General features: G+C 74.1%; 23 protein-coding genes and 1 riboswitch. Of the genes, 1 reads left to right on the forward strand and 22 read right to left on the reverse strand.

The window, feature by feature from the left end:
- Positions 1-97: 97 nt before the first annotated feature.
- The 7 genes from ribH to rpe form a co-directional block, all read right to left on the reverse strand.
- Positions 98-595, reverse strand: a complete 498-nt coding sequence (gene ribH, locus ACNAVT_RS19685; RefSeq protein WP_416298269.1) for a 6,7-dimethyl-8-ribityllumazine synthase — start codon at positions 593-595, stop codon at positions 98-100.
- Between the two features lie 2 nt (positions 596-597).
- Positions 598-1863 carry a bifunctional 3,4-dihydroxy-2-butanone-4-phosphate synthase/GTP cyclohydrolase II gene (locus tag ACNAVT_RS19690; RefSeq protein ID WP_416298271.1) on the reverse strand — a complete coding sequence of 422 codons (1266 nt, stop codon included), beginning with the start codon at positions 1861-1863 and terminating at the stop codon, positions 598-600.
- Positions 1860-2555 carry a nicotinamide riboside transporter PnuC gene (pnuC, locus tag ACNAVT_RS19695; RefSeq protein WP_416298273.1) on the reverse strand — a complete coding sequence of 232 codons (696 nt, stop codon included), beginning with the start codon at positions 2553-2555 and terminating at the stop codon, positions 1860-1862. Before pnuC ends, ACNAVT_RS19690 begins: the two co-directional genes overlap by 4 nt.
- Positions 2555-3202 carry a riboflavin synthase gene (locus ACNAVT_RS19700; protein ID WP_416298275.1) on the reverse strand — a complete coding sequence of 216 codons (648 nt, stop codon included), beginning with the start codon at positions 3200-3202 and terminating at the stop codon, positions 2555-2557. Before ACNAVT_RS19700 ends, pnuC begins: the two co-directional genes overlap by 1 nt.
- A 1-nt stretch (position 3203) precedes the next feature.
- Entirely contained in the window at positions 3204-4265 is a 1062-nt protein-coding gene (gene ribD, locus ACNAVT_RS19705) for a bifunctional diaminohydroxyphosphoribosylaminopyrimidine deaminase/5-amino-6-(5-phosphoribosylamino)uracil reductase RibD (protein WP_416298277.1), read from the reverse strand.
- A 166-nt stretch (positions 4266-4431) separates the two neighbouring features.
- A riboswitch (FMN riboswitch) is annotated at positions 4432-4604 on the reverse strand.
- Between the two features lie 81 nt (positions 4605-4685).
- Positions 4686-5750: a response regulator gene (locus tag ACNAVT_RS19710; protein ID WP_416298279.1), complete on the reverse strand. Its 1065-nt coding sequence runs from the start codon at positions 5748-5750 to the stop codon at positions 4686-4688.
- Positions 5644-6324, reverse strand: coding sequence for a ribulose-phosphate 3-epimerase (gene rpe, locus ACNAVT_RS19715; RefSeq protein WP_416298280.1), 681 nt, complete (start codon positions 6322-6324; stop codon positions 5644-5646). Before rpe ends, ACNAVT_RS19710 begins: the two co-directional genes overlap by 107 nt.
- 391 nt (positions 6325-6715) lie before the next feature.
- Here rpe and ACNAVT_RS19720 point away from each other — a divergent pair, with 391 nt between their 5' ends.
- Complete coding sequence (locus ACNAVT_RS19720; protein WP_416298282.1) at positions 6716-7606, forward strand: septum formation family protein; 891 nt, start codon at positions 6716-6718, stop codon at positions 7604-7606.
- Positions 7607-7657: 51 nt separating this feature from the next.
- On the opposite strand, the gene ACNAVT_RS19725 is transcribed toward ACNAVT_RS19720, so the two are convergent.
- The 15 genes from ACNAVT_RS19725 to ACNAVT_RS19795 all read right to left on the reverse strand — a co-directional run bounded on the left by ACNAVT_RS19725 (position 7658) and on the right by ACNAVT_RS19795 (position 24586).
- Complete coding sequence (locus ACNAVT_RS19725; RefSeq protein WP_416298284.1) at positions 7658-9391, reverse strand: M28 family peptidase; 1734 nt, start codon at positions 9389-9391, stop codon at positions 7658-7660.
- Positions 9392-9662: 271 nt separating this feature from the next.
- The gene (locus ACNAVT_RS19730; protein ID WP_416298286.1) at positions 9663-11279 is read right to left on the reverse strand and encodes an RsmB/NOP family class I SAM-dependent RNA methyltransferase; all 1617 of its coding nucleotides are present in this window, start codon (positions 11277-11279) and stop codon (positions 9663-9665) included.
- The gene (gene fmt, locus ACNAVT_RS19735; protein WP_416298386.1) at positions 11276-12202 is read right to left on the reverse strand and encodes a methionyl-tRNA formyltransferase; all 927 of its coding nucleotides are present in this window, start codon (positions 12200-12202) and stop codon (positions 11276-11278) included. Before fmt ends, ACNAVT_RS19730 begins: the two co-directional genes overlap by 4 nt.
- A gap of 5 nt (positions 12203-12207) precedes the next feature.
- A complete protein-coding gene (gene def, locus ACNAVT_RS19740; RefSeq protein ID WP_416298288.1) occupies positions 12208-12768 on the reverse strand; it encodes a peptide deformylase in 561 nt (186 codons plus the stop codon).
- 42 nt (positions 12769-12810) lie between these two features.
- Positions 12811-14112 carry a cytochrome P450 gene (locus ACNAVT_RS19745; protein WP_416298290.1) on the reverse strand — a complete coding sequence of 434 codons (1302 nt, stop codon included), beginning with the start codon at positions 14110-14112 and terminating at the stop codon, positions 12811-12813.
- Positions 14113-14206: 94 nt separating this feature from the next.
- A complete protein-coding gene (locus ACNAVT_RS19750) occupies positions 14207-15190 on the reverse strand; it encodes an AAA family ATPase (RefSeq protein ID WP_416298292.1) in 984 nt (327 codons plus the stop codon).
- Between the two features lie 168 nt (positions 15191-15358).
- Positions 15359-17302: a primosomal protein N' gene (locus tag ACNAVT_RS19755; RefSeq protein ID WP_416298294.1), complete on the reverse strand. Its 1944-nt coding sequence runs from the start codon at positions 17300-17302 to the stop codon at positions 15359-15361.
- A gap of 59 nt (positions 17303-17361) precedes the next feature.
- Positions 17362-18552 carry a methionine adenosyltransferase gene (gene metK / locus ACNAVT_RS19760; RefSeq protein ID WP_416298296.1) on the reverse strand — a complete coding sequence of 397 codons (1191 nt, stop codon included), beginning with the start codon at positions 18550-18552 and terminating at the stop codon, positions 17362-17364.
- Positions 18553-18651: 99 nt separating this feature from the next.
- Complete coding sequence (gene coaBC / locus ACNAVT_RS19765) at positions 18652-19860, reverse strand: bifunctional phosphopantothenoylcysteine decarboxylase/phosphopantothenate--cysteine ligase CoaBC (protein ID WP_416298298.1); 1209 nt, start codon at positions 19858-19860, stop codon at positions 18652-18654.
- A gap of 14 nt (positions 19861-19874) precedes the next feature.
- Positions 19875-20141 (reverse strand): DNA-directed RNA polymerase subunit omega, encoded by a 267-nt coding sequence (rpoZ, locus tag ACNAVT_RS19770; protein WP_013285517.1) that lies wholly within the window; start codon positions 20139-20141, stop codon positions 19875-19877.
- 45 nt (positions 20142-20186) lie between these two features.
- Positions 20187-20720, reverse strand: coding sequence for a guanylate kinase (locus ACNAVT_RS19775; RefSeq protein ID WP_416298301.1), 534 nt, complete (start codon positions 20718-20720; stop codon positions 20187-20189).
- Between the two features lie 25 nt (positions 20721-20745).
- Complete coding sequence (gene mihF / locus ACNAVT_RS19780) at positions 20746-21063, reverse strand: integration host factor, actinobacterial type (protein WP_073835268.1); 318 nt, start codon at positions 21061-21063, stop codon at positions 20746-20748.
- Positions 21064-21238: 175 nt separating this feature from the next.
- Positions 21239-22078 carry an orotidine-5'-phosphate decarboxylase gene (gene pyrF / locus ACNAVT_RS19785; RefSeq protein ID WP_416298303.1) on the reverse strand — a complete coding sequence of 280 codons (840 nt, stop codon included), beginning with the start codon at positions 22076-22078 and terminating at the stop codon, positions 21239-21241.
- Between the two features lie 155 nt (positions 22079-22233).
- Positions 22234-23508, reverse strand: a complete 1275-nt coding sequence (locus tag ACNAVT_RS19790) for an adenosylmethionine--8-amino-7-oxononanoate transaminase (RefSeq protein ID WP_416298305.1) — start codon at positions 23506-23508, stop codon at positions 22234-22236.
- 58 nt (positions 23509-23566) lie between these two features.
- On the reverse strand, positions 23567-24586 hold the full coding sequence (locus tag ACNAVT_RS19795) for a quinone-dependent dihydroorotate dehydrogenase (protein WP_416298307.1): 1020 nt from the start codon (positions 24584-24586) through the stop codon (positions 23567-23569).
- Positions 24587-24594: the final 8 nt, after the last annotated feature.

Genomic DNA, 24594 nt, shown 5'->3' on the forward strand with positions numbered 1-24594 from the left:
CGGCTCCGTTCGCCGAGGGGCGGTGTCCGATGATCGCGGACGCCGCCCCTCGGCGACTCGAAGTCCAACGCCCAATGGGCCGCCGATTCGAGGTCGATCAGGCGAAGCCGACCCGGTGGCCGTTGGTGGCGTCGAGGCCGCGGATGGCCAGGGCGGCGTCGAGGGCCGCCACGGTGGCCGCCCAGCCCTTGTCCTCCGCCGAGCCGGGCAGCCCGGCCCGGTCCCGGGCCTGCTCGATGGTCTCCACCGTGAGCACCCCGTGCGCCACCGGCTTGCCCTCGTCGAGCGCGACCCGGGTCAGCCCCTCGGTCACCGACTTGCAGACGTAGTCGAAGTGGGCCGTCGCGCCCCGGACCACCACGCCGAGGGCGACCACCACGTCGTACCGGCGGGCCATCGCCTGGGCCACCACGGGCAGCTCCACCGAGCCGGCCACCCGGGCCACCACCGGTCGCGCCCCGCACGCCTCGGCGGCGGCGACCGCCCGGTCGACCATGTGGTCGGTGAGCTCGCCGTGCCAGCGCGCCGCCACGATGCCGACGGTCAGCCCGACGGCGTCCACCGAGGTCACCCCCGGTTCCCCGAATCCCGCCATGGTCACACTCCGATCTCTTCGCCGGCGACCGGGCGGCCCATCGGCGCCTCGGTCACCTCCTCCAGCCCCTCCAGGAGGTGGCCCATCCGGTCCCGCTTGGTCCGCAGGTATCGCACGTTCTCCGGGTTCGACCGGACGGGCAGCCCCTCGCGGCCGCTCACCGTGAGGCCGTACCCCTCCAGGCCGGCCCGCTTGGCCGGGTTGTTGGTCAGCAGCCGCATCGAGCGGACGCCGAGGTCGTAGAGGATCTGCGCGCCGGTGCCGTAGTCCCGCGCGTCGGCCGGCAGCCCCAGGTCGAGGTTCGCGTCCACGGTGTCCCGGCCCTGGTCCTGGAGCTGATACGCCTGGAGCTTGTGCAGCAGGCCGATCCCCCGCCCCTCGTGCCCGCGCACGTAGAGCACCACGCCGCGCCCCTCCTGGGCCACCCGGGCCAGGGCGGCCTGCAGCTGCGGGCCGCAGTCGCAGCGCAACGAGCCGAAGACATCGCCGGTCAGGCACTCGGAGTGCACCCGGACCAGCACGTCCGCTCCGTCACCGAGGTCGCCCATGACCAGCGCGACGTGCTCGGCCGAGTCGAAGTCGCTGCGGTAGCCGAGCGCCCGGAACACCCCGTACGGGGTGGGCATCCGCGCCTCGGCGACCTGCTCCACCTGCTTCTCGGTGCGGCGCCGGTAGGCGATCAGGTCGGCGATGGTGACCAGGGTCAGCCCGTGCTCGGCGCAGAACTTCTCCAGGTCCGGCAGGCGCATCATGGTGCCGTCGTCGTTGACCAGCTCGCAGAGCACCCCGGCCGGGCGCAGCCCGGCCAGCCGGGTCAGGTCGACGGCTGCCTCCGTGTGGCCGGGGCGACGCAGCACCCCGCCCTCCCTGGCGCGCAGCGGCACCACGTGCCCGGGGCGGGCCAGATCGGTCGCGTCGGTCGACGGGGCGGCGAGCAGCCGGATGGTGTGCGACCGGTCGGCGGCCGAGATGCCGGTGCTGACCCCCTCCCGGGCGTCCACGGTCACCGTGTACGCGGTGCCCCGCCGGTCCTGGTTGGTGTGGTGCATGGGCGGCAGGTCCAGCCGGTCGCACTCGCGCTCGGTGAGCGGTACGCAGATGTAGCCCGAGGTGTACCGGACCATGAACGCGACCAGCTCCGGGGTGGCCAGCTCGGCCGCGAAGATCAGGTCGCCCTCGTTCTCCCGGTCCTCGTCGTCGACCACGACGACGGGTCGGCCGGCGGCGATGTCCGCCACCGCCTGCTCGATGCTGCCAAACGTGGTCATGCGACGGCCTCCGAGTACGTCGGCGGGATCGGGGTGCGGGTGGGCGGGGTGGCCCGGGACGTGCGCCACCAGGCGGCCAGGCCGGCCACGCAGAACCCGCCGTAGACCAGGTACATGGCGGCCGACGGATAGAACCCGCCACGCAGCAGCAGCGGCACGCCGACCGCGTCGACGGCGATCCAGATCAGCCAGAACTCGACCCAGCCGCGGGCCATGCCGTACGTGGCGAGCAGGCTGCCGACCAGGATCCAGGCGTCCGGCAGCGGCCCCCACGAGCCGAGCCCGGCCAGCACCGGGTACGCGGCCGCGGTGCCGGCCACCGCGGCGGCGAGCAGGCCGAGCCGCTCCCGGCCGGTGGCCCAGCGCGGGGTGACGGCCGGCTGCTCCCCGGCACCGGAGCGGCGGTTGCGCGACCAGCGCCACCAGCCGTAGACGCTGACCGCGAAGAAGAAGACCTGCCGGCCGGCCTGGCCGTAGAGGTCGTGCGCCTGCGGGGTGGCGAAGGCGCCGCCGAGGAAGACGGTGAACAGCAACGCGTTGCCGATCATGCCGACCGGCCAGGCCCAGACCAGCCGGCGCAGCCCGTACAGCGCCGAGGCGAGGCCGAAGACGTTGCCGACGATCTCCCGGACCAGCACCGGCGAGCCGGCGATCTGGAACTGGGCGTCGAGCAGCCAGCCCAGCGGGCCCATCAGATCTCACCGCCTGGGACGACCGCGCCGCCGGGCAGCGCCGGGCCGCCGGCGAGGCGGTCGCCGAGCAGCCGCTCGACGTACTTGGCCAGCACGTCCACCTCGAGGTTGACCGGGTCGCCGACGCCCTTGGCGCCGAGGGTGGTGAGCTTGAGCGTGGTGGGGATCAGCCCGACGGCGAACCAGTCGTCGCCGACCTCGGCCACGGTCAGCGAGACCCCGTCGACGGTGATCGAGCCCTTCTCCACCACGTACCGGGACAGCGCGGCGGGCAGGCGGAAGCGGACCGTCTCCCACTGCGCGGCCGGCTCCCGGCCGATGATCTCGCCGACCCCGTCGACGTGGCCCTGGACGAGGTGCCCGCCGAGCCGGCTGTTCAACGCGGCGGCCCGCTCCAGGTTGACCGGGTCGCCCGGGCGCAGCGCGCCGAGCGCGGAGCGGCGCAGGGTCTCCCCCATCACGTCGGCGGTGAAGACGCCGCCGTCGACGTCGACCACCGTCAGGCAGACCCCGTTGACGGCGATGGAGTCGCCGTGCCGGGCGTCCGTGGTGACCAGCGGGCCGCGGATGGCGACCAGCGCGGAGTCACCCCCGGTCTCGGTGGTCCGGGCTACCTCGCCCAACTCCTCGACGATGCCGGTGAACATGTCATGCCTCCCTCTTCCGGGGCAGCGCGGTGATCCGCAGGTCGGGGCCGACCTGCGTGACGTCGGTGAGTTCCAGGTCGACGGCGTCGGCGATGGTCGACACGCCCGCGTCGAGCAGCGCGGTCGGGCCGGCGCCGAGCAGCTTCGGCGCGACGTAACCGACGATCTTGTCGACCAGGCCGGCGGCGAGGAACGCGCCGGCCAGCCGGGGGCCGCCCTCCAGCAGCGCGGCCCGGACGCCGCGGTGGTGCAGCTCCGCGAGCAGCGCCGGCAGGTCGACCCGGCCGTCCGGGCCGGCCCCGACCTCGGCGGCGGTGGCGACCCAGGTGCGGGCGGCGCCGTCGCGGACCCGGGCGTCGGCCGGGGTACGCCCCGAGCTGTCCACCACCACCCGCAGCGGCTGGCGGATGGCCAGGGTGCCGTCACGCAGGTTGCGGGCGGTGAGCCGGGGGTCGTCGGCGAGCACGGTGCCCACCCCGACGATCACCGCGTCGACGGTGCCGCGCAGGGCGTGCACGTCGATCCGGGCCGCCTCCGAGGTGATCCACATGCTGGTGCCGTCGGCCGCGGCGGAGCGCCCGTCCAGGGTCGCCGCGTACTTCCAGATCACGTACGGCCAGCCGCGGCGCATCGAGGTGAGCCAGGCGACGTTGCCGGCCTCGGCCTCCTCGGCGCGTACCCCGACCTCCACCTCGACCCCGGCGGCGCGCAGGGTGGCCGCGCCACCCGAGGCGACCGGGTTGGGATCTCCGACGGCGACCACCACCCGGGCGACGCCGGCGCCGATGAGCGCGTGGCTGCAGGGACCGGTGCGGCCGACGTGGTCGCAGGGCTCCAGGGTGACCACCGCGGTGCCGCCACGGGCCCGGTTACCGGCCTGGGCGAGGGCGACGATCTCGGCGTGCGGACCACCCGCGTACGCGTGAAATCCCTCGCCGACGACCTCGCCGTCCGGGTCGAGCAGCACGCAGCCGACCACCGGGTTGGGGCTGGTGGTGCCGAGACCGCGGGCGGCCAGCGCGATCGCGCGACGCATCGCCTCGTCGACGGAGACGCTCGCCATCGCCTGCCCCTGCCCTCTCACTCGCCGGTACGCGCGGGCGAGGCTGGGAGGTGGCGGCACGGATGCCGCGGACAGGCGGCGGCGGAGATCCGGGGACGGCGGAGCCGGCCCCGGGAGCCCACGCGGCAGCCGACGGTGCGGCGGCCGGCAGGGGCCTCCCCGTCCCGCGCGCTGTCTCCCATCCGGACTGTCTGGGGGCGGACGAGCCGCACCCCAACCGTCGGCCCCGGATTCTCACCAGGTCCACCTTTCGGCCGAAGCCGTCCGGGTCGCGGGCTTACCACGGCCTTGCCGTGGATCACCGCCGGTTCGGAATTTCACCGAGCCCCGCCAGCGCGTGGTGGGTACACGGGCAGTCTTACACGCGAGGGGGGGTGCCGCGCCACAGAGGCGAGCTACTTCACAGCCAGAACAGGGGTGTCACGGCACGCCCCGGCGCCGGTCGACCGCGACGTAGGACCCGGGCTGGCTCTTGGCGACCGACTTCATCTCGGAGGCGACGGCGATCGCCTCCAGCGGGTTGCTGAAGCGCTTGCCGGCATCGGAGAGGGAGACCCCGATGGAGAGGGTGACCAGGGCGGCCCGCCGGATGTTGCCCCGCCGGTCCTTCAGCTCGACGAAGCCGCGCTCCCGGTCGGTGGGGTCGTAGAGGGCGTCGGCGGCCTTCTCGAAGTCGACCACCGCCCGGCTGGTCAGCGGCCGCACCTGCGTCGGGGTGCAGACGATGACGAAGTCGTCGCCGCCGACGTGGCCGAGAAACGCCGGCGGCAGGTCGATCGACACCACCGCCCGGTGCAGGCTGCGGGCCAGGGCGGAGATGAACTCGTCGCCCCGGACGAAGCCGTACCGGTCGTTGACGCTCTTGAACCGGTCGATGTCGACGTACCCGACCGCGTAGTCGGCGCCGCTGCGGACCCGGTCGCTGATCTCCCGCCGGATCCGGCTGTTACCGGGTAGCCCGGTCAGCGGTGAGACCTCCCGGAACTCCTTGTTCCGCCGCAGCGTGGAGCTGACGCGGGCGACCAGCTCGGCGGTGTCGAAGGGCTTCACCAGGTAGTCGTCGGCGCCGGCGCTGAGGCCGTTGACCTTGTCCACCGTCATGGCCTTGGCGGTCAGCATGATCACCGGCAGGGCCGAGGTCATCGGGTCGGCGCGCAGCCGGCGGGTCAGCTCCAGGCCGTCGATGCGCGGCATCATCAGGTCCACCACGGCCAGGTCGGGCCGCTGCCGCTCGATCACCTCGAGCGCCTCCTGGCCGTCGCTGGCGTGCAACACCTCGAAGCCGTGCAGGCGCAGGTTGAACTCGACAAAACGCGCGATGTCCTCGTCGTCGTCGACGACCAGGACGATGTCAGGTCGCTCGCCGGCCGGGTCCACGTCAGGCCCCGGAGGAAGCGCGTTCCGCGAGGGCCCGCAGGCGGCGTACCGCCTCCGCGGGGTCGTCGGCGGCGTAGACCGCGGTGCCGGCGACGAAGGCGTCGGCACCCGCCGCGGCGGCCTGCTCGATGGTGTCGGCGGCGATCCCGCCGTCGACCTCGATCCGCAGCTCCAGATGGCCGCTGTCGACGTGCCGCCGGGCGGTGCGCACCTTGTCCAGCAGTTGCGGGATGAACCGCTGCCCGCCGAAGCCGGCCTTGATCGTCATGATCAGCAGCGTGTCGAAGCTGGGCAGCAGCTCCAGGTACGGCTCGATCGGGGTGTCCCGGTCGATCGCGAGCCCCGCCTTCGCCCCGGCCGAGCGGAGATCCTTCGCGAGCGCCACCGGATCGTCGCATGCCTCGGCGTGGAACGTGACGTTGTACGCCCCGGCGTCGGCGTACCCGGGGGCCCAGCGGCGCGGGTCCTCGATCATGAGGTGCACGTCGAACGGCAGCTCGGTCGCCGCGCGCAGGCTCTGCACCACCGGCAGCCCGATGGTCAGGTTCGGCACGAAGTGGTTGTCCATGACGTCGACGTGCAGCCAGTCGGCGGCGTGCTCGACGGCGCGGACCTCGTCGGCGAGGTGGGCGAAATCGGCGGCCAGAATGCTGGGCGCGACGATCGGCGGCGGTACGGTCACCGGGCCAGTGTACGAACGTGACCACCGACCGTCCGCAGCACGGCACCGACGAGGACCCGCTGTGACGCGGGAGTGACACCCTGCACAGCACCGTGCCGCCCGACGCGGAGATCCGGAACGACAGTGACCCGCGGCCGGCCGATGGACCGACAGGCGACGAGGCGCCCAACATGGACTGTGGTCCCGGGTGGCGCGGACCTGACACGCTCGGCGCACGGGTTCGGCCCGGAAGGGCACCTGCCAACTGAACTCCGGTGCCGTATGCTGCACCGCCGTGGCGGTCGACCGTTCCGGGTCGCGGCGCGGCGTCAGACGCGCCGAGCCGGAAGGGTCGAAGCCGGCGGTCGGCGCCGGTCGGGGCGACCACTGACGACGGGGAGGTCGGTGCGCGATGCGGCGATGGTGGACGGCGGTCGCGGTGGGGGCGACGGCGGCGCTGGCGCTCGCCGGATGCGGCGTGCCCGCCGGGGTGGATGGCGACCTGGCCGACGACTGGCCCGCCTTCCCGGCCGCCGAGTCGTTCGTGCCTGAGGTCGGGGCGTGTCACACCACGATCCAGGACATCGGATACCTCAACGGCTACAACCCGGTCGACTGCACCACCTCGCACCGCGCCGAGACGCTGCACGTCGGCACGCTGACCGGTGCCGACGCCGGCCGGGGCACGCCCCCGCGCGCCGGGTCGACCGGGATGCGGGCCGCGCGCGCGGAGTGCGACCAGCAGGTCAACAAGGCTGTCGGCGCCGACTGGCGCTCGGGACGGCTGCAACTCACCGTCGTCCTCCCCTCGGAGCCGGCTTGGAGCGGCGGGGCGCGCTGGTTCCGCTGCGACCTGGCGGAGGTGGCCAGCCTGGACGACGGCGGCGTCACCGAGCGCAGCGCGAGCCTGCGAGACGCCCTGACGGCGAGATCCCCGCTGGCCTTCGGCTGCTTCAATCCGAAGTTGCTCAAGGACGACATCACGGAGATGCAACCGGTCGCGTGCACCGCGAAGCACAAGGCGGAGTTCGTCGGGGTGTACCCGTTCCCCGACATCACGTTCGCCGAGTTCCAGCGCACCCCGCAGCGGGCGCACAAGGCGTGCCGGTCGCTGATCGCGAAGTACGTCAAGGTGCCCGACAACAGCGACATGCAGTACCGGGCCGGCACGATCTTCTACCACCCCATGAAGGAGGAGTGGGAGGACGGCAACCGCGGGGTGCAGTGCTTCCTCTGGTTGGACAACCGCACGCTGACCCGCTCGCTGAAGGGCGCCGGCAGCAAGGGGCTGCCGGTCCGATGATCGGGACGGGACGGGACCGCCGTTGGCTCGGCCCCGCCCGCCCGTGATCGGTCAGCCGACCTGGAGCGTCACGTCGTCGATGACGAAGCTGGTCTGCAACGAGACGTCCTCGACGCCGGTCCACTTCAGCGTCACCGTCTGCCCGGCGTACCCGGCCAGGTTGACGCTGCGCTGCGCGTAGCCGCTGGCGGCGTTGAGGTTCGAGTACGTCGCCAGCGTGGTCGTGCCGACCTGCAGCGTCAATTTGTCGTACGCCGTCGACGAGGTCGTCTCCGCCGTGTCGATGTGCAGCCAGAACGCCAGGGTGTAGCTGGAGCACCCGGCCGGGAGGGTCACCGACTGCGACAGCGTGTCGGTGTGCGAGGTGCCGTACCCGTCCAGCCACGCCTTGTACGAGCCGGTGCGCGCCGGCTGGCCGGTCGAGCTGGTGATCACACCAGCCGTCGCCGTCCAGGGCGTGGTGCCGGACTCGAAGCTGCCGTTGCCGATGAGCTGCCCGCCGGCGCAGCCCCCGGCGCCGGTCACGGTGAGGCTGTAGGTGGCGCTGCGGGTGGTCGACCCGGTGCCGGTGACCGTGATGGTGAACGTCCCGGTGGCCGCCGTCGACGAGGCGCTGACCGTCATGGTTGCCGAGCCGCCCGAGGTGACCGAGGACGGGCTGAACGACACCGTCACCCCGCTGGGCGCGCCCGCGGCGGAGAGGACGACGGTCTGGGCACTGCCGCTGGTGGTGGCGGTGCTGACGGTCGCGGTGGTGATGCCACCCCGGGCCGCACTGCCGGAGGTCGGGCTCACCGAGACGGAGAAGTCGTTCGTCGGGGTGCCGCCGACCGCGAGCTGCCAGATCGCGTACGCGACGCCGTCCGCGGCGCGGTTGAGGATGGTCGCGTTGATGTTGCCGGTGGTGTCGCAGGCCTTGTGGTAGCAGGAGTCGTATGCCGCCCCGGCGGTGCCGCCCCACTTGCCGGCCTGGGCCGACGTCTTGGTGTAGCTGGCACCCGCCGCGTAGCCGGAGGTGGGGATGCCGGCGTTGGCGAACGAGTAGTCGTCGGAGCGACCCTGCCCCTCGGTGTTCTCCTCCGGCTGGATGCCGAGCGAGTCCCAGTACGCCTTCAGCGGTGCGGCCGTGGTCGAGGTGACCCGGTTGATGAAGTAGCCGCCGTTGGGCGAGGCCACCATGTCGAAGTTGTAGTACGCCTTGAGGTAGCCCTTCTGAGTGGCGCTCAGCGAGTTGACGTAGAACTTCGAGCCCTGCAGGCCCTGCTCCTCGCCGTTCCACCAGGCGAACCGGACCCGCTGGGTCATGGTCGGGTTCTGCTGGGCCAGGACCAGAGCGTTCTCCAGCAGGGTGGCCGAGCCGGAGCCGTTGTCGTTGATGCCCGGGCCGGCGGCGACGCTGTCCAGGTGGGCGCCGAACATCACCACCTGGTCGGCCGGGCCCTGCGGCCACTCGGCGATCAGGTTGCTCGCCGGGTAGGTGCAGGTGGTGCAGGTCTGCTCGGTGACCGTGTAACCGGCGGCCTGGAGCTTGCCCTTCATGTAGGCGACCGAGGCAGTGTAGCCGGCCGAGCCGGCCCGCCGGTTGCCGCCGTTGCCGGTGGCGATGGTGTTGAGCTGGGTGAGGTGGGCCTGGACGTTGGTCACCGAGATGTCCGGCGCGGCGGCGGCGAGTGCGGGGGCAGCGGCCACCGGGGTGGCGGCGGCGGCCGAGGTGCCGGCCAGGGTCGCCGTCACCGCGGCGAACAGGGCGAGCGCGAGGCCCGCGGTCGGCGTTCTGCGTCTCATGTGGAGACTCCTCGTGGGGGTGGGCGGGGCGTACGGGCGGGGGGCGGCGCGACCCGCGGGCTCCGGTGGGAGCCTCGGCGCCGAACCGGTGATCGAAACAGTTACATGTATCGATTACAGAGTCAACGGGTGTCACACACCACCGGTGGACATCGCTCGGGTGGCCGCCGCCGCGGCACGTCCCCGCCGGGCCGGCGTACGGCCAGCACGACGCGACCCGGGGCACGGCTCGTGCCCCGGGTCGGCGGGTGTGGCGGCGGATCGGCCGGGCTCAGCCCCGGCGCAGCACCGCCAGGAACATCGCGTCGGTGCCGTGCCGCTGCGGCCAGAGCTGCACCGTCGGCCCGTCCCCGAGCCCGGGCATGCCCTCGGGCAGCAGCGGCCGGGCGTCCACGAAGTCCACCGGGAAGCCGCAGCGGCGGGCCGCCTCGGTCACCGTCACGTGCGTCTCCACGGTGTGCGGCGAGCAGGTGACGTACGCGACCAGCCCGCCCGGCCGGACCGCGCGCAGCGCCGCGGTGAGCAGTTCCCGCTGGAGGCGGGTCAGCGGCGGAAGGTCCGACGGCTGGCGGCGCCAGCGGGACTCCGGCCGCCGGCGCAGCGAGCCGAGCCCGGTGCACGGGGCGTCGACCAGCACCCGGTCGAAGTGCTCCTCCGGCAGCTTCGGGTCGGCGCCGACCGTCCGCCCGTCGGTGTTCAGCACGTTCACCGGCAGGCCCCGGGTGGCCTGGGCGACCAGCCGGGCCCGGTGCTCGGCGACCTCCACCGCGGTGAGCCGGGCGCCGCGCTGCGCGGCGAGGGCGCCGAGCAGGCCGGCCTTGCCGCCGGGGCCGGCGCACAGGTCGAGCCAGCGGCCGTCTGGGCCGTCCAGCGGCGCGACCGCGAGGGCGTTCGCCACCAACTGGGAGCCTTCGTCCTGGACGTGGGCGCGCCCCTGCGCCACCGCCGGCAGCTCCCCCGGCGCGCCGCCGGGCAGGTAGACCGCGTAGGGCGAGAACGCGCCCGGCGCGCCGCCGACCTCGTCGGCCAACTCCACCGGGTCGGCCAGGCCCGGGCGGGCGCACAGGTGCACCGGCGGGCGCTCGTTGTCCTCGATGAGCAGGCGCGCCGTCTCGCCCAGGTCGCCGCCGAGCGCCTCGGCGAACGCCCGGACGATCCACTGCGGGTGGCTGTACGCCAGCGCCAGATGGCCGATCGGGTCGGTCTCCGCCGACGGGGCGAGCTTCGCCACCCAGCCGTCGACGTCGCGGGTGGCCACCTCGCGCAGCACAGCGTTGGCGAAGCCGGTGGCCCCCGGGCCGACGACCCGGACCAGGTCCACGGTGGAGGAGACCGCCGCGTGCGCCGGCACCCGGGTGTGCAGCAGCTGGTACGCCCCGAGCCGGAGCGCGTCCCGCACCGGCGGGTCGATCCGCTGCACGTCCCGGCCGGCCGCGTCGGTGATGATCGCGTCCAGCGTCCCGGTGTGGCGCAGCGTGCCGTAGGTCAGCTCGGTGGCGAATGCGGCGTCCCGCCCGGTCAGCCCCTCCTCGCGCAGCATCGCCGGCAGCACCAGGTTGGCGTACGCGTCGTCCCGGTGCACCGCCGCGATCGCCTCGTACGCGATGTGCCGGGGCAGGTCGACGGCGGGCCGGACGGGACGACGACCGCCGCGCCGGTCGGTGCCGAACCGTCCGTCCCGCGTCGCTCCCTCGCCCCGGCGGCCGGGGCGCTCACCGCCGACGGACCGGCCGTCACCACGGGGCCGCTCGCCGCCCGCGAACCGGCCCCCGTCACCGGGGCGATCGCCGCGCGCGTACCGCGAGCCGGGCTCGGCCCCGGCGAACCGGTCGCCCGCGCCGGTGCCCGGGGTGGACCCGCCGGTCTCGTCGTCAACCGGCCCCGTCACGCCAGCACCTCGCCGGCGGCGACCCGGGCGCCGCGCGCCCAGTCGCTCGCCGACATGGCCTTCTTGCCGGCCGCCCGCACCTCGCCGAGCCGCACCGGAACGGTGCCCGTGCCCGCGATGACCTGGGACTTCTCGACCAGCAGCTCGCCGGGCTTCAGCTCGGGGCCGTCGGCCAGCTGGGTGACCGGACCGAGCTTCACCCGGTCGCCGCGGAACGTGGTCCACGGGCCGGGGGCCGGGGTGCAGGCCCGGATCCGCCGGTCCACCGCGAACGCCGGATCGGCCCAGCGCACCCGGGCGTCCTCGACGGTCAGCTTGGGCGCGAGGGACACCCCGTCGGCGGGCTGCGGCTCGGCTCGGGCGGTCCCGGCCTCCAACGCGTCGAGGACGGCCACCAGCAGGCCGGCGCCCGAGCGGGCGAGCCGGTCCAGCAGGTCGCCGGAGGTGTCGGTGGAGCGGATCTCGTCGGTGACCGTGCCGTAGACCGGGCCGGTGTCCAGCCCCGCCTCCAACTGGAAGACGCTGGCCCCGGTCAGCTCGTCGCCGTGCAGCACGGCGTGCTGCACGGGGGCCGCGCCCCGCCAGGCGGGCAGCAGCGAGAAGTGCAGGTTGATCCAGCCGTGCCGGGGGATCTCCAGCGCCACCGGCGGCACCAGCGCGCCGTACGCGACCACCGGCACGCAGTCCGGAGCCAGCTCGCGGAGCCGGTCCAGGAACTCGGGCTCGCGGGGCTTCGCCGGGGTCAACACCTCGACCCCGTGCGCGTCGGCCCACGCGCCGACCGGCGAGCGGACCACGCCCCGCCCCCGACCGGCGGGCGCGTCGGGACGGGTGACCACGGCCAGCAGCTCGTGGCCGGAGGCGGCGATGGCGTCCAGTGCGGGGAGGGCGACGGCCGGCGTGCCGGCGAAGACCAGGCGCATCCGCGTCACCGCCCCAGCCCGAACGGATTGCCGGCGGCGTGCGGGCTGAGCTTGACGGTCGGCGGGGCGCCCCCGTCGTACCACTCTGCCTGGCGGATCGCCTTCATGGCCGCCTTCCGGCCGGCCGGATCCAGCCGGTCGACGAAGAGCACCCCGTCGAGGTGGTCGGTCTCGTGCTGGACGCAGCGGGCCATCAGGCCGGTGCCGACGATCTGCATCGGGTCGCCGTAGCCGTTGAAGCCCTTGGCGACGACGTTCTGCCGGCGCTTGGTGTCGAAGTAGAGCCCCGGGATGGACAGACACCCCTCCGGGCCGTCCTGCTCCTCCTCGTCGGGGAACTCCAGCACCGGGTTGACCAGGTGCCCGAGGACGTCGTCCACGTCGAAGGTGAACACCCGCAGGCCCACCCCGAGCTGCGGGGCGGCCAGGCCGGCACCGCTCTGCTCGCGCATCGTGTCGGTCAGGTCGGCGATCAGCTTGCGCAGCTCGGCGTCGAAATCGACCACCAGGTCGGCCGGCGTGCGCAGCACCGGATCCCCGAACAGACGGATGGGCTGGACGGTCACGCGGGGCGGCTCCTTGTCTGGGACGAGTGGTGCCGTACCAGTCTACGGAGTCACTCCCGGCGGCCCGGCCGGCGTACCGCGATCGGTGAGCGGGGACTCCTCGCCCACGGCGACCGGCAGGGTGGCTCCGTCGCCGACGGCGACCGGCAGGGTGGCGTAGCCGCGCAGGGTGAGCCGGACCCGGCGCTCGGGCGACCCGGCCAGGGCCAGCCCGGGCAGGCGGCGCAGCAGCAGCGGGAACGCCACCTGCGCCTCCAGCCGGGCCAGGCCGGCCCCGAGGCAGTAGTGCGGGCCGGCGCCGAAGGAGAGCGGGTGGATCTGCGGACGCCACGGATCGAACCGCTCCGGCTCGGGATAGTGGCGGGGATCCCGGTTCGCGGCGCCGAGCAGGAGGATCGTCCAGCTCCCGGCGGGCAGGTCGACCCCGCCGTGGCGGGTGGGGGCGGTGCTCATCCGGGAGGTGAGCTGGACCGGTGAGTCGTACCGCAGCAGCTCGTCGACGTACCCGGCGGCGAACTCGGGGTGGTCGCGCAGCGCCGCCGCCGCGGCGGGATGGCCGAGCAGCACCACCAGGCCGTTGCCGAGCAGGTTGGTGGTGGTCTCGAAGCCGGCCACCAGCAGCACGATGAGGTTGGCCAGCAGCTCCTCGCCGGAGAGCCGGTCGCCGTCGGATTCGTGCACCTGCACCAGCGCGGTGGCCAGGTCGTCGGCCGGAACCCGCCGGCGGGCCTCGATCAGCTCGGTGAAGTAGTCGCGCAGCTCCGCGGCGCCCCGGTCGGCCACGGCCAGCTCCGCCGGGGAACTCTCCGGTTCCAGGACCACGGTCAGGTCGGCCGCCCAGCGCCGGAAGAACGGCCGGTCCGCCGCCGGCACGCCGAGCAGTGCGCAGATCACCCCCACCGGCAACGGGTACGCGAACTCGGCCATGAAGTCGAGCGGCTCGCCGTCCCCGCCGCGCACCAGCATTCCGTCGACCAGTTCGTCGGCCTGGCGGACGACCACGTCCCGCATGGCCGCGATCCGGCGCGGGGTGAAGGCGCCGGCCACCAGCCGCCGCATCCGGCCGTGGTCCGGCGGGTTCGCCCGCAACATCGAGCGGGAGATCGAGGCGACGGCCGGGCTCTCCCGCCAACCGGGCAGGAACTGGTCGCGCAGCTCGTCGTTCATCACCCCGAACCGGGCGTCCCGCAGGATCGCGTCGGCCTCCACGTGGCCGGTGACCAGGTAGAACGCCGGCCCGGCCGGGACGACCGGGCCGTGTGCGCGCAGTCGTTCGTAGATCGGGTAGGGGTCGACCCGTCCCTCGGGGGAGAGCAGCAGCGCGAGGGCGTCGGCAGGATCCACGCTCGGCCTCCCCTGGCGTCGGAAGCCTCCATCATGCGCCCGCCCGCCCGATCCGGCGATCCCCCGCCGGCCGGTGGCGCCCCACGCCGCCCGCTCAGGCGCTGGTGCCCGGCTCTCCCGCGAGCACCGCGTCGCCGCCGAGCAGGGCGTGCTCGGGCAGCGGGAGCTGGATGCCGTGCGCGGCCTCCCAGTCGTGGATGAGGCTGGGGCGGACCTGGGCGGCGAAGTAGTCGATGGCGGTCATCCCGCCGACCACCGGCTCGTCCACCTCGGCGACCAGCCGGGCGGGGACGATCGGGAAGCCGCTCTGCAGGGCGGCGCTGAGCCGCCGGTGCCCGTCGACCACGAAGAAGTACTCGCCGGTGTAGCCGATGGTCAGCGGCGCCAGGGCCTCGTCGCCGGCCTCGGCCACGTCACCCACGAACTCGGAGTCCCAGAGGCCCCGCAGGGTGGCGATGTCCTCGGTCGGATAGACCCGGGCCGGGTCGAGCAGCAGCAGGGGCGGGGCGTCGCGCAGCACGTCGGCGCCGAGCCGCCCCTCGTAGGCGTCGACGACGTGCTGGATCACCTGCTCCGGGGTGGCCCGGGTGGTGTCGCAGATCAGGTCGTAGTTACGCAGCCGGGCCTTGTCGACGCCGTACCGGACGATGAACCGGCCGCGCTCGCTCTCGCTGCGTTCCTTGAGCTTGGCCCTGGCCTCCTCGAGGGAGGTGTAGCTCTCGGCCGGGCCGGACGGTCGGGCCAGCACCCGCCGGGCCGCCTCGGTCGGCTCGGTGATCATGTGCACCTTGAGCGCGTCGGTGAAGAAGTGCCAGGCCAGCCGGGAGTCCATCACCAGCCGCTCGCCGGAGGCGGCGATGTCCCGCTGGAGCTGGTCGACGTACCCGTCGACGGCCTGGTCCAGCTCGGCGTGCAGGTTGAGCTGGAGGGCCGTCATCTGCCGCTCCTGGGCCATCTGCCGGTAGAGGTCGCCGACGCTGACTCGGCGCAGCCCCAACCGCTTCGCGATCTCGACGGAGACGGTGCTCTTGCCGCTGCCGAGGTCACCGTTGAAGACGATCGATTGACGAACGGTCACGAGTGGTCCACCCCTGATCACCGGCTGATTGACATCATCGATTTGGCGCCGGCTCGACGTGCTGCCGCCTGCGTCGCGCCACCCGTGCGCCCGGGCATGACGGGCGATGTTATCACGCGTTCTCCACCCATTTGCCGGACGAGGTGTGTGCCGCCCTCTCCTGAGCAGTCAGAAGAGGGTGAGTGGGTCGACCTGGAGGCGGACCGGGTCGGCGGCCTTGCGGGCGCTGCGCTGGCCGGCAGCCGCGTGCAGCGCCTCGGCGAGAGCGGCGGCCCGGGCCCGGGGGACCCGGACCAGCATCCGCTCCCGCCCCTCGTCGGCGGGGACCGGGCCGAGCACCTCGGCGCCGTCGGGCAGCCGGGTCCCGGCGAGCAGGTCCGCCACCGCGTCCGCCGGACCGGTCACGCTGGCCATCCTGACCGCCGGAGGGAAGCCCAGCTCACGCCGTTCGGCCAGCTCCCGGGCGGCGAACCAGGCAGCGTCCCAGCGCAGCAACGCCTGCACCGGCGCGAGTGCCCCGTCGGCGACCACCACCACCCGGCCGTCCGCGGCGCCGGGGCGGGCCAGCGTGGCGGCGGCCAGCCAGCGCCGCAGCGCCTCCTCCCCGGCCCGCAGGTCGGCCCGGGTGAGCAACGCCCACGAGTCGAGCAGCAGCACCGCCCCGTAGCCGCCGTCGGCGACCGGCTCCGCGCCCGGGGTGGCGATCACCAGGCCGGCCCCGCCCGGCACCGCGCTCAGCACCTCCTCCCGACCCGAGGTGCGGACCGGCACGCCAGGGAAGGCCCGGCCCAGCTCCTCGGCGGTGCGCCGGGCGCCGGTGACGGACGCGCGCAGCCGCCGCCCACCGCACTCGGGACAGGCGTACGCGGCGGTGCCCCGGCCGCACCAGCGGCAGGCCGGCACACCGCCGGCGGAGGGCAGCGCGAGCGGCCCGGCGCAGTGCGGACAGCGGGCCGGCGCCCGGCAGTCGGCACAGGCGACCGAGGGCAGGTAGCCACGGCGGGGCACCTGCACCAGCACCGGCAGGTCGGCGCGGAGCGCATCGCGGGCGGTGGTCCAGGCCAGGCTGGGCAGCCGGGCGAAGGCCGCGCCGGGGTCGCGGGCCAGGTGCGGGTCGTCCCCGGTCGGCGCGATCGCCGGCACCCGGGCCCGTACGGTCGCCCGGTCCGCGACCACCTCCCGGGCCCAGCGGGTCTCCACCAGCAGCTGCGCCTCGGCGGTGCGGGCGTACCCGCCGACCAGGGCGGCCGCCTCGCCGAGCCGGGCCCGGGTGAGCAGCACCTCCCGCGCGTGCGGGTACGGCGCCCGGGGCTCGGCGTGCAGGTCGTCGCCGTCGTCCCAGATGGCGACGAGGCCGAGCCGGTCGACCGGGGCGAACATCGCCGCCCGGGTGCCGATCACCACGGGCACGTCGCTCCGCCGGGCGGCGAGGAACGCCCGGTACCGCCGCGCCGGACCGAGCGCGGCGGAGAGGCAGACGTGCCGTCCCGGACCGAGGAGGCCGGCCAGGGCGGCGTCGAGGCGGTCCAGGTCGCGGGCATCGGCCACCACGACCACCGCGCCCCGGCCGCCGGCCACGGTGGCGGCGACCGCGTCGGCGTACCGGGCGGCCCAGTCCTCGCCGGGCAACGCCGACCAGACCGCGCGGGGCGCCCGCCCGTCGGTCAGCGCGCGCAGGAAGGCCGGCCCGGCCGGATAGTCCCGCCACCCGCGCGGGTCCCCGGGGGCCGGCGCGGCGGGCTCGGGTACCGGGTCGGCGCCGGCCGTGCCGGGGACATCCCCGGCGGGAGCGGTCAGCTCCTTCTCCACCCGGGCGTGCCGGGGCGGGACGGCGAGCCGGAGCACGTCGGCGAGGCTGCCGGCGTACCGGTCGGCGACCGCCCGGGCCAGCCGGGCGACCTCCGGGGCCAGCACCGGCACCGGGGAGACCACCTTGTCCAGGTAGGCCAGTCGGGGATGGTCCGACTCCCCCACCCGCTCCAGCAGCCAGCCGTCGACGAGCTGGCCGGCGAAGCGCACCTTCACCCGCACCCCGGGGACGGCCTGGTCGTCCAGCTCGGCCGGGACCAGGTAGTCGAACGGGCGGTCGAGGTGGGCCAGGGGCAGGTCCACGCAGACGCGAGCGACCGGCGACCCCGCAGCGGGGTGCCGGTCGCTGCGCCTGGTGCCGGTCAGGCTCCCGCGGCCGACTTGAGGTCGGCGGCCCGGTCGGTGCCCTCCCAGGTCAGGTCCGGCAGTTCCCGGCCGAAGTGGCCGTACGCGGCGGTCTGCTGGTAGATCGGGCGGAGCAGGTTGAGGTCCCGGATGATCGCGGCCGGGCGCAGGTCGAAGACCTCGGCGACGGCCTTCTCGATCGAGGCGACCGGCACGGTCTCGGTGCCGAAGGTCTCGATGAAGAGGCTGACCGGGTGCGCCTTGCCGATGGCGTACGCGACCTGCGCCTCGCAGCGCTCGGCGAGGCCGGCGGCGACCACGTTCTTGGCCACCCAGCGCATCGCGTACGCGGCGGAGCGGTCCACCTTCGACGGGTCCTTGCCGGAGAACGCGCCACCGCCGTGTCGGGCGTAGCCGCCGTAGGTGTCGACGATGATCTTCCGGCCGGTGAGGCCGGCGTCGCCCATCGGGCCGCCGATCTCGAACCGGCCGGTCGGGTTGACCAGCAGCCGGTAGCCGTCGGTTTCCAGGCCGAGGCTCTCCAGCTCGGGCGCGATCACGTGCTCGCGGACGTCCGGGGTGAGCAGCGACTCGAGCGAGATGTCGGCGGCGTGCTGGCTGGAGACCACGACGGTGTCGAGCCGCACCGGGCGCAGCCCGTCGTACTCGATGGTCACCTGGGTCTTGCCGTCCGGCCGCAGGTACGGAATGGTCCCGTCCTTGCGCACCGCGGCGAGGCGACGGGCCAGCCGGTGGGCGAGCGCGATCGGCAGCGGCATCAGCTCGGGCGTCTCGGAGCAGGCGAAGCCGAACATCATGCCCTGGTCGCCGGCGCCCTGCGCGTCCAGCGCGCTCTCCGACGAGCCGGTACGCAGCTCGAAGGCGTTGTCCACGCCCTGCGCGATGTCCGCCGACTGGGCGCCGATGGAGACGCTGACCCCGCAGGAGGCGCCGTCGAAGCCCTTCTTCGACGAGTCGTACCCGATCTCCAGGATGGTCTCGCGGACGATGGTCGGGATGTCGGCGTACGCCTTGGTGGTGACCTCGCCGGCGACGTGGACCTGGCCGGTCGTGATCAGGGTCTCGACCGCGACGCGGCTGTGCGGGTCCTGGGCGAGCAGGGCGTCGAGAATGCCGTCGCTGATCTGGTCGGCGATCTTGTCCGGGTGGCCCTCCGTGACCGATTCGGACGTGAAGAGACGTGTCACGGCACTCCTAAGCATGTGAAAAGTCTTTGAAAGGGCACTCGGCGGCAGTTTAGTCACCGTGCTTCCAGCGTGACCCGGGGAACGCGAGGTGACCAGTCGTCAGGATTGCTCGGCCAGTCGAGCGACCACGAGGTCCCAGACTCCGTCGGCCAGGTCCTCCTTGGGTTGCTCCGGCATCCGGTGCACCGAGCCGTCCGCCCCGATCACGGTGGCGGCGTTGGTCTCGGCGCCGAAGACCTTGTCCACGCCGACCTCGTTGATCACGATGAGGTCCGCCCGCTTGCGGGCGAGCTTGGCCCGGCCGTTGGCCTCGGCGTCCCCGGTCTCGGCGGCGAAGACCACCAGCACCTGCCCGGGCCGGCGACGCTGGCCCAGCTCGGCGGCGATGTCCGGATTGGTGACCAGCTCGATGGTGGGCGCGCTGCCGTCCTCCGCCTTCTTGATCTTACCCGGCGCGTACGTCGCCGGGCGGAAGTCGGCGGGAGCCGCCGCCATCACCACGGCATCCGCGTCCGCGGCCGCTGCCAGGGTCGCCCCGCGCAGCTCCTCGGTGGTGCCCACCCGGACCAGGTCGACCCCGGCCGGGTCGGCGAGCGCGACGTTGGCCGATACCAGGGTGACCCGGGCGCCCCGGGCGACGGCGGCGCGGGCGAACGCGTACCCCTGCTTGCCGGACGAGCGGTTGCCGAGGAAGCGGACCGGGTCGAGCGGCTCGCGGGTGCCGCCGGCGGTGACCACCACGTGCCGGCCGGCCAGGTCGGCCGGGACGGCGCCACCGCGGGCCAGCGCCCGGCGGGCGACCGCGAAGATCTCCACCGGGTCGGGCAGGCGGCCCTTGCCGGTGTCCTTGCCGGTGAGCCGCCCGACGGCGGGCTCGATCACCCGGACACCGCGGGACCGCAGGGTCGCGACGTTGGCGACGGTGGCGGGGTGCTCCCACATCTCGGTGTGCATGGCCGGGGCGAGCAGGACCGGGCAGCGGGCGGTCAGCAGGGTGTTGGTGAGCAGGTCGTCGGCGAGGCCGTGGGCGGCCTTGGCGAGCAGGTCGGCGGTGGCGGGTGCCACGACGACCAGGTCCGCGTGCTGGCCGAGGCGGACGTGCGGCACCTCGTGCACGTCCGACCAGACGTCGTCGGCGACCGGTTGGCCGGAGAGTGCGGCCCAGGTCGGCGCCCCGACGAAGCGGAGCGCCGACGCGGTCGGCACGACCCGGACCCGGTGGCCCGACTCGGTGAAGAGCCGGAGCAGTTCACATGCCTTGTAGGCGGCGATGCCACCGCCGACCCCGAGAACGATCTCGGCGGACATCGACGCGGGCGGGACTACGGCTGGTCGGTCGGCTCGGCGGTGAGCAGACCCGCGTTGATCTCGCGCATGGCGATGGAGAGCGGCTTCTCCTGCGGAGTGGTCTCCACGAGCGGGCCGACATACTCCAGCAGACCCTCGCCGAGCTGGCTGTAGTAGGCGTTGACCTGGCGTGCGCGCTTGGCAGCGAAGATCACCAGCGCGTACTTCGAGGTCGTCTTCTCGAGGAGCTCGTCGATCGGCGGGTTGGTGATGCCCTCGGGGTTGGTGGCGATGGATCCCACGAATGAACCTCTGCGTCTCGTGCACCGCCCGGAGGCGGTGGTCCCTCAACCGCTCGGACGCGGTTGGACCGGGGCCAGGAAGGAAGAACCGAGCAAGCCTACCAGCTCATCGGCCGCACGCTCGGTGAGGTCGTGCACGACGGCGTGCGCGAACGCCGCCGCGACGGCCGGATCCGGCCGGTACGACCGCGGGGTGAGGAGCACCAGCTGCGCGTCCGGCGCGGCGGCCCGGACCGCGAGCGCGCCGGGCAGGTCCAGCGGAAGCAGCACCGGCCGGCCCTCGGCGAGCCGGGCCCGCACGCCCGCGCGCGGCACACCACGTCGGTACGGCCCGATCCGGCTCCACTCCAGCAGCGCGTCGGCGCCGATCATCCGGTCGAACGCGGCCGGGTCGAGGAAGTGTCGGTCGACGCCGTCCACCTCGCCGGGGCACGGCGGTCGGGTGGTGGCGGCCACCGGCACCCACACCAACGGAAAGCGCGCCCGGACGTGCTCGACGACACTCTCCCGGCCGGCACCCGAAGGTCCGGCCAGGACAGTGAGCCGAGCCGCCGGGCGCGCCTCGTCATCCGTGCTCACCGCTTGTTTCTACACGGTGCGGCGTTCAGTTTGCGGCGAACTCTCCAAGCAGAGCCTTGCGCTGCTGCTCGCCCAGGCCGCGCAGGCGACGGCTGTCGGCGATCTTGAGCTTCTCCATGATCTGGGTGGCCCGGATCTTGCCGATGCCCGGCATCGCCTGGAGGACGGCCGACACCTTCAGCTTACCGACGACGTCGTTCGACTCGGCCTGCTCAAGGACCGTGGCAAGGCTGGTCTTGCCCTGCTTGAGGTCCTCCTTCAGCTTCGCACGGGCCTTGCGGATCTCCGCGGCCTTCTCCAGCGCGGCAGCGCGCTGCTCGGGGGTCAATGACGGGAGCGGCACCAGTTCTCCTCAGGTCCCTAACGTGGCGGGCGGAACGCACCGCCGCTTCTGTGAAACGTGGTGTCGCTGGCAACCAAAGGGGTCCGTGGTTCCCAGCGCGGGGAAAACTAGCGGTCAACGGCGTTTTCGGCAACGTGGGCGCGCGAAGATCAACGCAAAGTGACCAAGCCGTCCGTCAGGACGCGGTGACCAGGGCGGTCCGGCACTCCGCCAGCGCCCGCTCGGCGGCGGCCCGCAGGCCGGCCACGTCCGGCCCGGCGTGCAGCACCTCGCGGGAGTACGACGGCAGCACCGACGGCAGGCTGGAGCCGAACACGGTGCGTAGATCCGCGGCCGTGGCGCCCTGCGCGCCCAGCCCCGGAGCGAGCAGCGGACCGTTCACCGCGGAGAGGTCGTGGCCGGTGTCGCCGACCGTCGCGCCGACCACCAGACCGAAGCTGCCGAGCGGCTCGGCACCCCGGTTGAGCTGGGAAATCTCGTCGATCACGGTCTGCGCGACGGTCCGCCCGTCGGCCCCGACCGCCCGCTGCACGGCGGCACCCTCCGGGTTGGAGGTGAGCGCCAGGACGAAGACACCGCCGCCGTGCGCGGTGGCCAGGTCGAACATGGGCGCCAGCGAGCCGACCCCGAGGTACGGGCTCACCGTCACCGCGTCGACATATAGCGGGCTGGATGGATCGAGGTACGCCGAGGCGTACGCGCTGACCGTCGAACCGATGTCGCCGCGTTTGACGTCGAGGAGAACGAGTGCGCCGGCATTTCGCAACTGTCGGATAGTTGACTCAAGGACCGAGATGCCCTGCGACCCGAAACGCTCGAAAAAGGCCGACTGGGGCTTGACCACCGCGACCCGGTCACCGAGCGCCTCGACCACGGTGCGGCTGAACCGCTCGAGGCCCGCGACGTCGTCAGACAGCCCCCAGCGGGCCAGCAGCCCGGGATGCGGGTCGATACCCACACAGAGTGGTCCCCGCTCGGTCACGGCCCGGTGCAGGCGGGCGCCGAAGCTCTCCATCGCGACTCTCCCTCTCCTCGCGCGGCGTCGCGCCGCGATGTGCGGCGACGGGTACGCCGTCGTCCGTCCTGCCGCCACCCGTACGGGCGGTCGTTCCGTCGTCGGCCACCCGAGGGGCGCCCGGCGCGCCGGCACAGCCGGCCCTGACCGCCGCCTCAGCCGGCCTTGACCGCCGCCTCGACCCCGGCCGCGATCCGCGCCACGTCGGCCGCGTCGGTGACGTACGGCGGCATGGTGTAGACGAGGTCGCGGAACGGACGCAGCCACACGCCCTGGGCGACCGCCGCGGCGGTCGCCCGGGGGATGTCCACCTCGTGGTCGAGCTGGACCACGCCGATCGCGCCGAGCACGCGGACGTCGGCCACCCCGGAGGCGCCCCGCAACGGCCCCAGGCCGGCCCGCAGCCCCTCCTGGATCCCCGCCACCCGGCCGGCCCAGTCTCCGGCCCGTAGCAGGCCCAGGGAGGCGTTGGCGACCGCACAGGCGAGCGGGTTGCCCATGAAGGTCGGGCCGTGCGCCAGCACGCCGTCGGCGGAGATGCCGCGCGCCACCTCGGGCGTGCAGAGCGCGGCGGCCAGCGTGAGGTAGCCCCCGGTGAGCGCCTTGCCGACGCAGAGCACGTCCGGGGCGACCCCGGCGTGTTCGGCGGCGAACATGGTCCCGGTCCGGCCGAAGCCGGTGGCGATCTCGTCGAAGATCAGCAGGACGCCGTGCGCCCGCGTCACCTCACGCAGCACCCGCAGGTAGTGCGGGTGGTGGAAGCGCATCCCGCCGGCACCCTGGACCACCGGCTCCACGATCACCGCCGCCAACTCGTCGGCGTGCCGTTCCACCGCCTCCACCAGGGCCGCCTCGTACGCCGGGTCGGGCGGGGTGTCGAAGCCGCCCGGCGGCACCGGCGCGAAGACCTGCCGGGGCAGCACGTCGCCCCAGAGGTGGTGCATGCCGCCCTCGGGGTCGCAGACGCTCATCGGGTGGAAGGTGTCGCCGTGGTAGCCGCCCCGCCAGGTGCCCAGTCGGCGGCGCTCCGGCCGCCCGGTGGCCCGCTGGTACTGCAGGCACATCTTCACCGCGACCTCGACGCTGACCGAGCCGGAGTCGGCCAGGAAGACGTGCTCCAGGCCGTCCGGGGCCAGCTCGACCAGGGTCCGCGCCAGGCGTACCGCGGGCTCGTGGGTCAGGCCGCCGAACATCACGTGGCTCATCCGGCCGAGCTGGTCGGTGACGGCGGCGTCCAGCACCGGGTGGCGGTAGCCGTGGATCGCCGCCCACCAGGACGACATCCCGTCGACCAGCTCCCGGCCGTCGGCCAGGCGCAGCCGTACCCCCTCGGCGCTCTCCACCACGTAGGGCGGGCTGGCCGGCGGCAGCGCCGCATACGGGTGCCAGACGTGCCGGCGGTCGGCGGCGAGGATCTCCTCGGGTGTCACGGCCTCTCCTTCGTGTCCTCGCGGGCGTACCACCCGCCGTGCGCCGGTGCGTCCCCGCTCAGCGACGGCCGACGGTCGCCCGGGCGACCGACCGGACCAGGGCCGGGCCCCGGTAGATGAAACCGGTGTAGAGCTGCACCAGGCTCGCGCCGGCGTCGAACATCCGGGCCGCGTCGTCCGGGTCGACGATGCCGCCGACACCGATCACCGGCAGCCGGCCACCGGTCTCCCGGTGTACGAAGGCGACCACCTCGCGGGCGCGCCCGACCAGTGGACGGCCGGACAGCCCGCCGGTCTCCGCGCCCCGCGCCCGGTCGGTCAGGGCGAGCCCGTCCCGGGCCAGGGTGGTGTTGGTGGCGATCACCCCGGCCGCGCCGCGCTCCAGGCAGACCTCCAGCAGCTCGGCGATGGCCGGCTCGGTGAGATCGGGAGCGATCTTCACCAGCACCGGCTTCTCCCCCACCAACGCCGCGAGCAGCGCGTCCAGATGGGACCGGTCCTGAAGGGACCGCAGGCCCGGGGTGTTCGGCGAGGAGACGTTGACCGCGAAGTAGTCCCCGCGCTCCCGCAACGCGCGGTAGGAGGCCAGGTAGTCCTCGACCGCCTCGTCCAGCGGGGTCACCTTGGACTTGCCGAGCGAGATGCCCAGCGGTACCCCGATCGGGCGCGGCAGCGCCGCCAGCCGGGCGGCCAGGGCCTCGGCACCGGCGTTGTTGAAGCCCATCCGGTTGACCACGGCCTCGCTGTCGCGCAGCCGGAACAGCCGGGGCCGGGGGTTGCCCGGCTGGGCGTGTGCGGTGACCGTGCCGACCTCGACGAAGCCGAAGCCGAGCGCCGGCCAGGCCGGCAGTGCGACCCCGTTCTTGTCCATCCCGGCCGCCAGCCCGACCGGGTTCGGGAAGCTCACCCCGAACACCGTGCGCGGCGCGGGCCGGAAGTAGCGGGCCCGCAGCGCCGCGAGGGCGGCCGGCCGGCGGGACAGCCCCGCCAGCCGGGCCAGCGTCCACTCGTGCGCCGCCTCCGCGTCCCCGCCCCCGATCCGGAACAGCTGGGGACGCACGACCCGCTCGAACATCACGCCGCGCC

Source organism: Micromonospora sp. SL4-19 (assembly GCF_047921475.1).
Lineage (GTDB): Bacteria > Actinomycetota > Actinomycetes > Mycobacteriales > Micromonosporaceae > Micromonospora.

Bases quoted from the DNA above. Each gene is read 5' to 3' on its own strand.
- ribH (WP_416298269.1), bottom strand. From the start codon at position 595: ATGGCGGGATTCGGGGAACCGGGGGTGACCTCGGTGGACGCCGTCGGG.
- ACNAVT_RS19690 (WP_416298271.1), bottom strand. From the start codon at position 1,863: ATGACCACGTTTGGCAGCATCGAGCAGGCGGTGGCGGACATCGCCGCC.
- pnuC (WP_416298273.1), bottom strand. From the start codon at position 2,555: ATGGGCCCGCTGGGCTGGCTGCTCGACGCCCAGTTCCAGATCGCCGGC.
- ACNAVT_RS19700 (WP_416298275.1), bottom strand. From the start codon at position 3,202: ATGTTCACCGGCATCGTCGAGGAGTTGGGCGAGGTAGCCCGGACCACC.
- ribD (WP_416298277.1), bottom strand. From the start codon at position 4,265: ATGGCGAGCGTCTCCGTCGACGAGGCGATGCGTCGCGCGATCGCGCTG.
- ACNAVT_RS19720 (WP_416298282.1), top strand. From the start codon at position 6,716: ATGCGGCGATGGTGGACGGCGGTCGCGGTGGGGGCGACGGCGGCGCTG.
- ACNAVT_RS19725 (WP_416298284.1), bottom strand. From the start codon at position 9,391: ATGAGACGCAGAACGCCGACCGCGGGCCTCGCGCTCGCCCTGTTCGCC.
- fmt (WP_416298386.1), bottom strand. From the start codon at position 12,202: ATGCGCCTGGTCTTCGCCGGCACGCCGGCCGTCGCCCTCCCCGCACTG.
- coaBC (WP_416298298.1), bottom strand. From the start codon at position 19,860: ATGTCCGCCGAGATCGTTCTCGGGGTCGGCGGTGGCATCGCCGCCTAC.
- pyrF (WP_416298303.1), bottom strand. From the start codon at position 22,078: ATGGAGAGCTTCGGCGCCCGCCTGCACCGGGCCGTGACCGAGCGGGGA.